This is a genomic window from Winogradskyella sp., from assembly GCF_028289625.1.
In the GTDB taxonomy this organism is placed as follows: Bacteria; Bacteroidota; Bacteroidia; order Flavobacteriales; family Flavobacteriaceae; genus Winogradskyella.
Genome location: NZ_JANQOM010000040.1, coordinates 54,813 through 68,363, shown reverse-complemented (window position 1 = coordinate 68,363; position 13,551 = coordinate 54,813). Strand labels below are relative to the sequence as shown.

At 34.3% G+C, this 13,551-nt stretch carries 12 protein-coding genes; 8 read left to right on the top strand and 4 right to left on the bottom strand.

What is annotated here, in order from left to right:
- Genes Q0992_RS08950 through Q0992_RS08940 form a run of 3 tightly spaced genes read left to right on the top strand, consistent with a single transcriptional unit; the run spans nt 1 to nt 3,375 of the window.
- Nucleotides 1–1,236: a glycosyltransferase family 2 protein gene (locus Q0992_RS08950; RefSeq protein WP_299522682.1), complete on the top strand. Its 1,236-nt coding sequence runs from the start codon at nt 1–3 to the stop codon at nt 1,234–1,236.
- 46 nt (nt 1,237–1,282) lie between these two features.
- Complete coding sequence (locus tag Q0992_RS08945; protein ID WP_299522679.1) at nt 1,283–2,572, top strand: carbamoyl-phosphate-synthetase; 1,290 nt, start codon at nt 1,283–1,285, stop codon at nt 2,570–2,572.
- Nucleotides 2,573–2,601: 29 nt separating this feature from the next.
- Entirely contained in the window at nt 2,602–3,375 is a 774-nt protein-coding gene (locus Q0992_RS08940) for an SDR family oxidoreductase (RefSeq protein ID WP_299522676.1), read from the top strand.
- A 58-nt stretch (nt 3,376–3,433) separates the two neighbouring features.
- On the opposite strand, the gene Q0992_RS08935 is transcribed toward Q0992_RS08940, so the two are convergent.
- Complete coding sequence (locus Q0992_RS08935; RefSeq protein ID WP_299522673.1) at nt 3,434–4,189, bottom strand: DUF6503 family protein; 756 nt, start codon at nt 4,187–4,189, stop codon at nt 3,434–3,436.
- 108 nt (nt 4,190–4,297) lie between these two features.
- Here Q0992_RS08935 and smpB point away from each other — a divergent pair, with 108 nt between their 5' ends.
- From smpB to Q0992_RS08915, 4 genes are all read left to right on the top strand, one after another.
- Nucleotides 4,298–4,756, top strand: coding sequence for an SsrA-binding protein SmpB (gene smpB, locus Q0992_RS08930; protein ID WP_299522670.1), 459 nt, complete (start codon nt 4,298–4,300; stop codon nt 4,754–4,756).
- 114 nt (nt 4,757–4,870) lie between these two features.
- Nucleotides 4,871–7,333 (top strand): DUF5686 and carboxypeptidase regulatory-like domain-containing protein, encoded by a 2,463-nt coding sequence (locus Q0992_RS08925; RefSeq protein ID WP_299522667.1) that lies wholly within the window; start codon nt 4,871–4,873, stop codon nt 7,331–7,333.
- Between the two features lie 9 nt (nt 7,334–7,342).
- A complete protein-coding gene (locus tag Q0992_RS08920) occupies nt 7,343–7,894 on the top strand; it encodes a hypothetical protein (protein ID WP_299522664.1) in 552 nt (183 codons plus the stop codon).
- A 10-nt stretch (nt 7,895–7,904) separates the two neighbouring features.
- Nucleotides 7,905–8,426 (top strand): hypothetical protein, encoded by a 522-nt coding sequence (locus tag Q0992_RS08915; protein ID WP_299522661.1) that lies wholly within the window; start codon nt 7,905–7,907, stop codon nt 8,424–8,426.
- 170 nt (nt 8,427–8,596) lie between these two features.
- On the opposite strand, the gene Q0992_RS08910 is transcribed toward Q0992_RS08915, so the two are convergent.
- Both Q0992_RS08910 and Q0992_RS08905 read right to left on the bottom strand, forming a co-directional pair.
- Nucleotides 8,597–10,177 (bottom strand): hypothetical protein, encoded by a 1,581-nt coding sequence (locus Q0992_RS08910; protein ID WP_299522659.1) that lies wholly within the window; start codon nt 10,175–10,177, stop codon nt 8,597–8,599.
- 68 nt (nt 10,178–10,245) lie between these two features.
- Nucleotides 10,246–10,803, bottom strand: coding sequence for a hypothetical protein (locus tag Q0992_RS08905; RefSeq protein ID WP_299522656.1), 558 nt, complete (start codon nt 10,801–10,803; stop codon nt 10,246–10,248).
- A gap of 187 nt (nt 10,804–10,990) precedes the next feature.
- Between Q0992_RS08905 and Q0992_RS08900 the strand changes: the two genes are divergently transcribed.
- On the top strand, nt 10,991–12,826 hold the full coding sequence (locus Q0992_RS08900; RefSeq protein WP_299522653.1) for a Xaa-Pro dipeptidyl-peptidase: 1,836 nt from the start codon (nt 10,991–10,993) through the stop codon (nt 12,824–12,826).
- On the opposite strand, the gene Q0992_RS08895 is transcribed toward Q0992_RS08900, so the two are convergent.
- The gene (locus Q0992_RS08895; RefSeq protein WP_299522650.1) at nt 12,823–13,467 is read right to left on the bottom strand and encodes a protein-L-isoaspartate(D-aspartate) O-methyltransferase; all 645 of its coding nucleotides are present in this window, start codon (nt 13,465–13,467) and stop codon (nt 12,823–12,825) included. The genes Q0992_RS08900 and Q0992_RS08895 overlap by 4 nt on opposite strands.
- Between the last annotated feature and the right edge of the window lie 84 nt (nt 13,468–13,551).

Below are 13,551 nucleotides of genomic sequence, written 5' to 3'. Positions count from 1 at the left end.
ATGAGTACTATTAAAATTAGTGTCATTGTTCCTATTTATCGTATAGAAAAATACTTGCCCAAGTGTATAGAAAGTCTATTAGAGCAATCTTTTAAGGACTTTGAGTTGTTGTTAATAGATGATGGAAGTCCTGATAATTGCCCTAAGATATGTGATGAATATGCAGAAACTGATAACAGGATTAAAGTAATTCATAAACCTAATGGAGGACTCTTATCAGCCAGAAAAGCAGGATTAGATGCCGCCTTGGGAACTTATATTGCTTATGTTGATGGTGATGATTGGGTGGATCATTTTTATCTCGACACTTTATACAAACTAGCTATAGCTAATGATGCTGATTTAGTAGTAACTGGTCATTTTAGAGAATTTGATGGTAAAATAGAAACCATAAAACCAAAGAATCCTGGTTTCTATGATGAAGTCAAAATTAAATCCGAAATTTTGCCAAATGCTATTTTTAACGGCGAATTTTGTGAACATGGCATGTCCACCTATGTATGGAATAAACTGTTCAGAAAAGATCTTCTAAAACAAGTCTTATACGGCATCCCTAACGAAGTCATTATGGGAGAAGATGCGGCAATTACATATTCTTACCTAGCACTTTCAAAACGATTAGCTATTAGTAAAATACCGCTTTACTATTATAGACAAAGGCATGACTCCATTGTAAAATCAATTGAAAATCCTAAAATTGAATATTATAGATTAGGACTTTTAATGAATTATCTTAAAACTAAGTTAAGTCCTGTATTGGATGAGGAAAACCTTAATAACCAAATCACTTATTATCTATATTCACAGATATTAGTAAGGTCTGGAGGACTTATATATAATGAAAAACAGGGCTATTGGTTTAATCCTTTTCTAAATACTGAGAAAGGTTCAAAAATTGTTGTTTATAGTTCTGGTTCTTTTGGACAGCACATATTATCTACCAATTTAAAGACAGATTACTTTAAAATCATTAAATGGATTGACGTAGATTTTCACGATTTAAAAGTTGGAGAAAATACCGTAAATCCTATCAGTAGTATTCAGAATGATGAATTTGATTATTTAGTCATAGCAACTATTAACCCTTTAATTCATAAATCTTTGAAGGTAGAATTAGAATTAATGGGTATTGATAGCTCAAAAATTGTAAAAATTAACACAGATACAACTAAAATTGAAACCCTAATAAAAGATTTAGGCTTTGACCAAAATTTTATTTTCACCCAACACCAATAAAGATGTTATCTATGTTTAACTTAAATCCCTTAAAAAATCAATAATAATGAAACAGAAAATAATCATACTAGGCGGAAATCCCGAAACAGGTGTATTAGTTGAAGTAGCCAATGATATGGGATTACACACCATTGTAATTGATCCTAATCCAGATGCACCTGCTAAAAAGTTTGCAGCGGAAACCTATAATATAGACGGTTTTGATATTGATGGTATTGTAAAAGTTGCTAAGGATAGAAATGTAGATGGTGTCCTTGTTGGAGTTGCTGACATCCTTGTAAAACCTTACAAAGAAATTTGCGAAATACTTGGATTTCCGTGCTATGCTACTGACGGTACAATCGAAGCTTTTTGCAGTAAGGATGGGTATAAACGCTATTGCGAAGCATATGGCGTACAAGATATACCTGGTATATACATTCAGAAAGGTGAAGAAATACGTAAACCAAAAAATGTGAATCTTCCATTAATGGTAAAACCTGTGGACAGCGGTGGAGGTGTTGGCATGAAGATTTGTCGAGATGAAGCCGATTATAATGATACTGTAAGAAACGCATTAAAATTCTCTAAGAAGGGTGTAGTCTTGGTAGAAAAATATATGGATGCTAATTGTGATGATATGGCAGCTTACTACACATTTAAAGATGGAGAACCCTATTTATCGGCTGTGTATGACAGATGCTTAACAAGAATTCAGGGTAATTCGAGTCCTATTGGTTTAGCCACAATCTACCCATCTAAACTCACCAATGAATTTGTGGAAAATGTTCATCCAAAACTTTGTGAATTATTTAAAGCCACTAATGTGAAGAATGGAGTCTTAAATGTTCAATTCTTTGTGGAAAATGGAGAGTTTTATAGTTACGACCCTGGTTTTAGATTACAAGGTGAAGCTCCTCATATACATTTGGCACATGTCAATGGCTTTGACCATAGAAAAATGTTGTTAAATTTCGCTTTAACAGGAGTTTTTGGTGAACCTAATTTTGCGGAACAAAATGATTATATGATGCGGGGGAAAAAAGCATGTTCAATTTGGGTATTGCTTAACGCCGGAAAAATTGCATCAATAAAAGGATTAGAAGAACTTAAAAATCATAAAAACGTCATCTTTGTTGTAGAGCGCTTTAAAGAAGGTGATGTGGTAGAGCCCGCAATGATAGGAACTGAAAGACAAGTACTTTATAGAATTTATACAGTTTCAGATTCAGTAGCTGAAACCAATCAAACTATTTTAGACATTCAAAATATCTTAGAAATAAAAGACGAAGAAGGACAAGATATGGTTCTGGAATGGACTGAGTTATGGAATCCCGATGACTATAGTCATTATTAAAGATAATAACCCTAACCTATGAAATTAAAATGAGTAAAAACATATTAGAAAAATTTAAACTAAATGGCAAAAAAGCAATTGTAGTCGGTGGTGCTGGCGACCTTGGTAAAGCAATAGCCGAAGGTTTAGCTGAAGCTGGAGCCCAAGTTGTTATCATTGACCTCGACGAAAGAATGTATGACATTTGCAAAACTTTCAAGGATAATAATCTAAACGTCGACCCAATAAAAGCTGATGTAAGTAAGATTGAAGAAGTAAAAAGTTCTTACAGTAAGGCGTTAGAACTGCTTGGTGGACAAGTAGATATCCTAGTGAATTCCGCTGGTATTCAAAGAAGGTATCCTAGTGAAGACTTCCCAGAAGAAGAATGGAGTAAAGTTATAGCTATTAACTTAGATGCGACTTTCTATTATTGTAAATACGCGATTAATACCATGCTACAGCACAATGGTGGGAAAATTATAAACATCGCGTCATTAATGAGTTTCCTTGGAGGAATAACAATTCCAGCATATGCTGCCTCAAAAGGTGGCGTAGGCCAACTTACAAAAGCCCTATCAAATGATCTCGCTGCAAAAGGTATTTGCGTTAATGCTATAGCTCCTGGGTATATGGACACCCAATTAAATACAGCCTTAATTAATGATAAGAAACGAACTGAAGAAGTATTCATGAGAGTTCCGATGAAAAGATGGGGAACTGGTGAAGATTTAAAAGGACTTACAGTATTCTTAGCATCTTCTGCGAGTGATTATGTTACAGGCACTATAATCCCAGTAGATGGTGGTTATTTAGGTCGCTGAATTGTGCAAATATTTATGATAAAGGGTGAAGTAATTTATTTCATAAGAAGCTTCACCTTTATTTGTTGATTAAATCTACATCTATGTTGTTTAGCTCAATTTTAGATAATAGTTTTAATTGATTGCTACTAAATGCTTTCCCTAATTCTAGAAGTGATGCTGTGCTATCTTCAGACTTGTAATTATTGTAGTCCACAAAACGTAAGCTATTGATGTAACGCTCATTATAAGCCGATCTAAAACGCATGCCTTTTCCGTCATCCTCATTATAAGAGTAAGCCAAGTAATCTACTTTAAATGTATCTTTATTAATCCAATAGATAAATACATCTTCAAAATCTTCGCCCCCACCTTCTTCATTAAACGTTACTTTAACCTTAAAATACTCCTTATTCTTAATCTTTTCCTCACCTACTAAAGACTTATTCACCGCTTCGTCTTTTAATCCGTATGGTAATATTGAAAAATAATGCACAGAATTTACAGAAGCCGAATATCTAACCGCCATGGAATCTTCAAGTCTCACACGGTTGTTATTTATTGAACGTTCAAAGCCAGAATTAGACAGTAAATCAAAAACCGAATCCTTACCATCCTTAAAAATTCTAATTAACGAAAAGTTACCCTTATGTCTCCGGGCGACATAATATTTATCCCTAAAATCGAATCTAATAACCGAATTTTCAAACGTTTCGCCACCAGATACAGCAATGGACTCACCGATTATTTCATCAGCAGTTAATGGATTTGGTTTTTGCTCATTTTTACAGCTAAGAACTAAAAATATTAACAGTATAATATATGTATATTTCATATTTGATATTTGAACATTGAAAGTCGTAAAGCTAAAGATTTGATTACAGCTTTCAACTTTTAACGTAATACTTTTAACTTTTAACTTTAACAACTACCTTTGCCCTCCATGCAAAAAACGGTTAACATACGTAACAAAAAAGCTAAATTTCAGTATGAGATATTGGATAAATATACGGCTGGAATTGTACTTACTGGCACTGAAATTAAATCTATCAGAGCGAGCAAAGCTTCTATTGCCGAAAGTTTTTGTGAATTTAATGAAAGCGGTGAACTTTTTGTGATTAATATGACCATTGAAGAGTATGCTTTTGGTAACTATTATAACCACAAACCTAAAGCAGAGCGTAAATTACTACTTAATAAACGTGAACTTAAAAAGCTTGAACGCGAAGTTAACGTTAAGGGTAATGCCATTATCCCTCTGGTTTTATATATTAATGATAAAGGTCTGGCAAAACTAGAAATCGCATTGGCAAAAGGAAAAAAACTCTATGATAAGCGTGAAACTATTAAAGACCGAGACAATAAGCGCAATTTAGACCGCATTAAGAAAAGTTTTCGATAACTTTAAGATTGCTATAACCTTTCTACTATTAATTTTAGTCTATGTTTGAAACAATATAGGCAACCATTCGTTTAATTTTTATGTCTGTACTAGTATAACCATCAATCGTAATACATGAACAAAACTTTACTAAGCTTACTATTTATTGTATTTAGTACAGTAGCCTTAGCCCAAATTACAGGTACCATAACCGATAATAAAAATCAACCGCTCCCTTTTGTTAATGTTATTATTGAAAACACCTATAAAGGCACAACCACCAATAACGACGGTTATTATGAACTCAATATATCAGAAGCTAAGGCTTATACCATTGTCTATACGTATTTAGGGTATAAAACAGTAAAAAAGACGGTTGACATCAATCAATTCCCTTATCAAATCGATGTTATGCTCGAAGAGGAATCGGTCTCGCTAAGTGAAGTTGTAGTTAACGCAGAGGACAATCCTGCTAATACCATCATTAGGCAAGCCATTGCCAAACGAAAAGAAAATCTTGAAAAAATAAATTCGTTTAAAGCTGATTTTTATTCACGTGGATTGATCCGAATAAAAGATGCACCAGAAAAAATACTTGGTCAAGAGGTAGGCGATTTAGGAGGAGGGTTAGATTCCACACGAAGTGGCATTATTTATTTGTCAGAGACTATTTCTAAGATTCAATATTTAAGACCAAACTTGCTCAAAGAAAAAATTACAGCTTCAAAAGTAAGTGGTAACGATAGTGGGTTTAGCTTTAACAATGCCCAAGACGTTGACTTCAATTTTTACAATAATACCATAGAGTTCGGAAACGAAATTGTATCACCTATTGCCAATAATGCTTTTGGTTATTATCGCTATAAATTAGAAGGAGTCTTTTATGATGACCGTGGTAATCTTATCAACAAAGTTAATGTTATTCCTAAACGAGAAAACGATCCTGTTTTTTCGGGTTCGATTTATATCGTTGATGAACAATGGACCATATACGCCATTGAGCTCGATATTACAGGAACACAAGCTAGGATTCCGGCAGTTGATTTAATATCGCTAAAGCAAAGCTTTTCATATTCAGAAAATGACAGTTTATGGGCTTTGATTTCGCAAAGTATTGATTTTAAATATGGCATTTTAGGCATCAAAGGAGGAGGCCGTTTTACTGCCGTTTACAGTAATTATGAATTCAATTCTGGGCTGACTCGAAAAGATTTTGGACCAGAATTGGTAGCGTTTGAAAACGAAGCTAATAAAAAAGACTCCATATTCTGGAAGCAAATACGACCTGTCCCTTTAACATTAGAGGAACGTACGGATTACATTAAAAAAGATAGCATTCAAATAGTACGAGAATCAAAAACCTATTTGGATTCTGTAGATCGTGCTGAAAATAAATTGAAGCTAGGCGATATCTTAGGATACACATACCGAAACACCTACAAAAATTATAGTGTAGGGTTTGATATTCCTTTAGGAGGTATTCAGTTTAATACGGTTCAAGGTTATACCGGAAAGGTAAATCTATTCTTTACCCAACGTTATGATGAATTTAGGCGTTACTTTACGGCTAATGCAGGTCTACAATATGGCTTTTCGGATGAACGCTTACGCCTTACCGGATCATTGACGTACAAATTTAATGACACCAATCGACGTATTATAACCTTGTCTGGCGGTGAACAAGTGCAGCAGTTCAATCCTGCTAATCCCATTACACCATTAGGTAATACTCTTGCAACATTATTTCTTGAGGAAAACTACATGAAGCTTTACGAACGTCGTTTTATTCAACTCAATTATTCCGAAGAATTGTTTAATGGGTTTCGATTGTTTTCCAGTATCTCTTATGAGCAAAGAAACGCGCTTTTTAATACCACTGACCAATCCTTCTATCCAAGAGCTGATCAAGAGTATTTAAGCAACAATCCCTTAGAACCAACAAGTACGGATGCTCCGTTTGATAATCATAATATTGTAAAATTAAATGTCACTGGTCGGTTTAATTTTGGACAGAAATACCTGAGTTACCCTGACAGTAAATTCAATATTAGTAATGATGCTTATCCAACCCTTGTATTGAGTTATGAAAAGGGATTTAACGCAACTACTGACGATTATAATTTTGATCAAATAAAAGCCAGATTATACCAATCTTTCAATATTGCCGATAAAGGTCGTTTTAGGTACAACATAAGAACGGGTAAGTTCTTTAATGCGGATGATATCGCTTTTATGGATTTTCAACACTTTAACGGCAACCAAATTAGTATAAGCACACGTGGCAATTATACCGATGTATTCAATAATTTAGGGTACTACGATTTAAGCACCAATGACAGCTATTTAGAAATGCATGCCGAACACGATTTTAATGGCTTTATATTGGGTAAAATACCTTTGTTGAATAAACTCAACTTCAATCTTATTGTAGGCGCCCATAATTTGGCCATACCAGATAACAAACCTTACCAAGAATTTACCATAGGTATCGATAATATTGGTTGGGGAAAATTCCGGTTCTTAAGGTTTGATTATATCCGCTCCTACCAAGGAGGTTTTCAGGGAGATGCTATTTTGTTTGGGTTGAAATTCTTTTAACTTTATAAGATGAAATATTTATTATTCTTTGTAGGAGTCATTTTTAATGCTGGATATGCTCAAACAAAAAATGATAATTTGGAAATCTACCTTCAAGTATTCTCGGATGATTTAAGGTTCGGTCAAAATAAACATATAGACACTTTAATAATAGAAGAGCAAAAGTTAAATCGGAATCATATTGATCTATGGCGATTTGAAATAGATTCAATAGTATCAAACAGAATTAATACTGACTCTATTTTTAAAAGTGATATGAAGAACATTATTCAAAATTTTGAGGATCAAAATACTTTTAAAAATGACACTTTACTCTCTCTGAATATTTATTTAAAAATTCTAACTCGAAATGAAGCACTTGAATTGCGTAAAGAAGATAAAAATCAAATAAGATCTAGATTTTTCATCAGACTGTGCAAAATTAATTATTCAGGAAATTTAGCAGCATTAAGATATAATTACTATTGTGGTGGTAGATGTGCCGGTTCTGATATAATCATTTTCGAAAGAATACATGGAAAATGGAACGTTCTGACGAAAGTCATTTTATGGATTGCTTAAATAAATCCTCATGAAAAAACTTATGCTTCAATTATGTCTATTTTCCATTGGGCTTTATGCCCAAGAAGAAACCAAAGGCTACTCCAAACATGTCGCATCCTTAGATAGCACCATTGAAACGCTTTACGCTGTGATTTCTGGTGACGCAGGTGTAGAACGCGATTGGGAATTGTTTAAGTATCTATTCCATAAAGAGGCCAAGTTGATTCCGATTGGTAAAACCCAAGAAGGCAAGCATTCCGCACGTTATATGACACCAGATGACTATATAAATAGCTCTGGCAAATGGTTGTTTGAAAATGGTTTTTATGAAGTAGAACTAAATCGAGAGGTCGATACTTTTGGCAATATAACACAGGTTTTTAGCACCTACGAATCCTTTAGAAAAAAAGATGATAAAGAACCTTTTATGAGAGGAATTAATAGCATTCAATTGATGAATGACGGTGAGCGTTGGTGGATTATCAATATCTTTTGGATGCAAGAATCTGAAGCACATCCTATTCCTGAAGTCTATTTACCGAAAGGATAAATCCCTTATGATTACCAATTTAAAAGATGGAGTCATTGGCTTTTTTTGGCTTGTCGCGGAATATCATAGCTGATTTTTTCGTCGTGACCGAAAGACAACGAATAGGACTGAATTTTCTACCGAAAATTCAGCCATAATGAACTATACACATCGTTAAAGCCAGTTTTATTTCATTCCATAATTCTCAACTCACCAAGTGCGTTTTCTTTTTTATTCCCTCCATAAATTAAATATCTGTTGTCTGAAATTTTATAATTTATCAAAGGCTTTAAATTAATTTGTCCTTTTTGGAACTCTTCTGGTTTAATATATTCATACTCAGCTTTCTCATAATCATATGTGGAGGCAACTGTTGTCATCCGATTTAGGCCTTCCAAAGTTCTTAATTTCTCACTTGTACTTTTGTGATGGTCATTATAGAACACGGTCAACTTACCATTTTTATATATTGGAAGTATACTTAAATATTCTTCTCCAGTCCCCATCTCCACCAAAGGAAAATTCATAGTTCCAGGTTGGGTAAAATTTGGGCTAGGTATTAACTGAATTCCAATAATATCAATGCTCATCCATTGAAGTTTTGGGACAACATTTGACCAATCTAATTTACCATCTTGGTTTAGGGCTGTGATTATTACACTTCCAGAATCAAAAGAATAAGTTACCCATGCTAAAGGCCAAATGTCAAGCGTGCTTGGCTCTCCTTTTACATCATATTCTGACAATACAATGATGCCGCCATTATCTCTTTCAATAAATGCTATATTTTTATAAAAATCGTGATAAAAATCGCCTAAAATCCTTATGTGCCAAGGGAAGCGATTAAATGTTGTGCTAAGTACCTCTCCCTTTTTGTCATCAATAACAATGTCATATATGCCTTCAAATTCCCATTGTCTTTTCCCTCTTTTATTCAATTTGGAATAAAAACCAGTAACATGTAGCCGATTATCTTTAGTTGGAACTACTGTGCAATCTGCTATATAATTATCTTTTAGTTCTATTTCTATTTGCGTTCTATGAAAGGCATTTTTTGCTTGGTATGAAAAAACTGTAACTTCATTATATTTATTTTTTTCTTTTCTGTTTCTATAACTTTCAGTAACAGCGAAAACTATATCACCTTTATCGGTAAATTTTGTATCAGAGAACTTAAATGACCACACACGTTTCTCTTCAGATATTATAGTGTTTTCATCTGTAAAAACTTTATTAAGATTTTCATCTACAAGAACTAGAGTATAAACTACGTTAGGGTTTCTGTAATTTTTGTTTACATGTGTCACCAAATATTTTAGGCCATCATTTGATCGTTTATATAAAAACTCCCCTTTTCTTGACCTACGCTTGGCATTAATAGAAAGGATTGTAGTACTATTTACTATTTCATTGTTCTTAACTTCTTTAGCAATAAAATGGTAGTTATTAGTGGCTTCATTAAAAGCAGATAGCATTAAGAATAGCTTTTTACCAACAAAAATATAGTCTCTTATTTCATAATCTCTAAGTATTTCAAAAGGTTTGCTCGATGTCAAGCGCTTAGTTTTAGCATCAAAAGTTTGAAAAAAGAATTCCTTTTTTGTTCTACTTAAAGTAAAGATTGAATCATTTGCTAGGCCTGCAATGGTCATTACATTCCCAAGTTCTTTAGGAGTACTTTCACCAAAATTCAGTTCAATATTACCTGCCTTGAACTGGGCTGACGTTGTAATTGAACATAAAAGGAAAAGTAAGGTAATTGGTCTAATCATAGGTTTAATATACAGTAATAAACATCCCTATAAATCTAAAAAAATTAAATCTTTCTATCACATGAGTTTTATTTATTATAAGTTGTAGAATTAGACTCAATGTACTCAATAAGTCCATTGTAAGTAGGGTTATAAGTGTTCTTATCAGTTATCCAAAGAATTTTGTCAAAGTCATAAGGTATTTCATTTACAAACAATTCTTCGTTATTTGCGGGATTGATTAATTTTAATTGCCAATACGTTTCATCCTCGTCCCTAAAATCATTTGTTAGAATAAGAAACGGTTGATAAATTTCATAGGCTTTACTCCATCTATCAAGACCACGTAAAGAACTAATTTTATCCAAGTTTCCAGCTTTTTCAATTTCTTTTTCTAAATTTTCAAAGGTTATAACCCTATCAAAATAACTGATGTTTTTAGCCATTCCTATAAAAAACTTGGATTCGTCTTGTGGCACAACTAATAAGGCCTTGTGCGTATCTAAATCAAAAGGAACACTTTTTAGGGTTGTAGCTACTTTGCTGGCTTTGAATCTCCCATTCTTCTTAAGTTCACTAACTTTTAAGAAAGGCCCACAAGAAATTACTGTAATTGAAAATAATAAAAGTAAGACGTGTCTTTTCATACTTTCTGTTAATTGGCTACAACTTGTAGCATTAACTTTTAAATAAATTTAAGTTCTCGATACAAATTTAATAAGTCAAAATCACTACCATTGGCTAAAACCTAAAAAGTTTATGAAACTTATCTTAAAGAATTTGACGACTAAGAGATAGTGCTTATTTTTATAAAAATTTCGAATCAAAATATCTATGACTTTCAAATCTAACTTCTTATTAATTGCAGCATTAAGCTTTACCATTCTCAACTGTGCTCAAAACACAACAGAAAAAGCAGCACCTATTTTTAAAGATGGCGAAGCACAAATTATCGAAGCGTTTAGTGATTCAGAACAATGGTTACGTCATGACCTTTGGGTAGAGACTGAGTTTGATACCGATGGTGATGGAGAGTTAGATCGTATGCACGTTTCGGTAACACGGCCAGAACAAACCGAAACCGAAGGTTTACAACTTCCCGTTATTTATGTCACAAGTCCATATTTTGCGGGAGTAGCTGGTGATGTACCTGGTATTATGTGGGATGTAAAGCGTGAGCTTGGAGGGAAATCCAAAGAACGTACACATCCAGAAGTGAAACGTCGTGGGCAACGCCCAATTATTTCTAACTCACACCTTAGAAAATGGGTGCCAAGAGGCTATATAGTAGTGCATTCATCTTCACCAGGAACAGGTTTATCTGATGGAGCTCCTACAGTTGGTGGACCCAACGAATCCTTAGCACCAAAGGCAGTGGTTGATTGGTTGTGTGGACGTGCAAAAGGTTATACCGAACGTAATGGCAACGAAGAAGTCAAAGCTTACTGGTCTACAGGAAAAGTTGGTATGACAGGGACTTCATACAACGGTACTTTACCTCTAGCAGCAGCAACAACAGGTGTCGAAGGCCTGAAAGTTATTATACCCATTGCTCCAAATACATCATACTATCATTATTACCGTTCCAATGGTCTAGTACGTTCTCCAGGTGGTTATTTGGGAGAAGATATCGATGTGCTTTATGATTTTATACACAGTGGTGATGAGTCTAAGCGTGCTTACAATAATAAAGTAGTACGTGACACCGAAATGATGAATGGGATGGATAGGCAAACAGGTGATTATAATGATTTCTGGGCTGGACGCGATTACCTTAATCAAATGGATAATATGAAAGCCGCACTATTGATGTCCCATGGTTTTAACGATTGGAATGTAATGCCAGAGCATAGCTATCGCATTTACAAAGCTGCCAAAGAAAAAGGTTTACCACACCAAATTTATTATCATCAAAATGGCCATGGTGGACCACCACCAACTTCTATGATGAACAAATGGTTTACAAAATATCTTCATGGAGTTGATAACGGAGTTGACAAAGAGCAAAATAAAGCTTATATCGTTAGAGAGTATGATGACAGACAACAACCCACAGCCTACTTAGATTATCCTAATCCTGAGGCCAAAGATATTACTTTGAATCTTACTTCTGATGGTAACGGTACTTCTGGCGGTTTAACTCTTAACAAAAGTTCTAAAATAAAAGAAACTCTTACAGACGATGTATCTTTTTCAGGAAAAGATCTTGCCAAGGCCGAAAGTTCCAAGCATAGATTATTGTACGCAACACCCAAACTGAAAAGTGACCTTCATATTTCAGGAGTTCCAAAAGTGAGTATTACATTGTCAAGTAATAAACCAGCAGCGAATCTATCCGTTTGGTTAGTGGCATTACCTTGGGATGATACGGCAGAAAAAATTACGGATAATATCATAACTCGAGGTTGGGCAGATCCGAAAAACCATGAGTCCTTAACTGATGAAGAAGATTTGGTGCCTGGACGTTCTTATACAGTGAATTTTGAATTACAACCAGATGATCAAATTATTAAAGCAAATCAACAAATCGGATTGATGATTTTTTCCAGTGACCAAGATTTTACGATTCATCCGAAGCCGGGAACGGAATTGACCATTGAATTAGATAAAACAACCTTAACGCTGCCCATTGTTGGAGGTGCGGAAGCCTACAAGAAGGCTACCGATTAGTTTTTATCCTCTAATAGAGGTACAAATCTGAATTTCCCAAACTCATGTTTTTCGAATTCCTTTGGCCCTTTTCTTATAAAAAGTGTCATGGTTTGTACGTCTTCACCAACGGGAATTACTAATCGTCCACCAACTTTAAGTTGACTTAACAGAGCTTTAGGGACAAAAGGAGCTCCTGCTGTGACAATTATACCATCGAAGGGTGCTTCTTCTGGTAAACCTTTATAGCCATCCCCAAAAACTAGTTTTTTGGCTCTGTATCCAATTTTAGGCAAAAACTTAGATGTTTTTTTAAAAAGCTCTTGTTGCCGTTCTATACTATAAACTTTGGCGCCTAGCTCAATCAAAACAGCACATTGGTAGCCACTGCCTGTACCAATTTCCAAAACTTTATGGCCTGGTTTCACTTGTAATAATTCGGTTTGAAACGCTACAGTATAAGGTTGTGAAATGGTCTGATCTGCGGCAATAGGAAAAGCTTTATCCACATAAGCATGATCTATAAAGCCCGAATCCATGAAAAGATGCCTTGGGACTTTATTAATAGCTTCGAGTACAGCTTCATCTTTAATATCACCATGTTTTCTTATGGAGTCAACCAATTGTTGACGCATCCCTTTATGCTTAAATGTATCTTTCAAATTTAGTTTAGTTTCACACAAAATTAACCCAAAGAAAAGCAAATTCCTATCTCAAAATTCAATTATTGAATTCGTAGTTTTTTA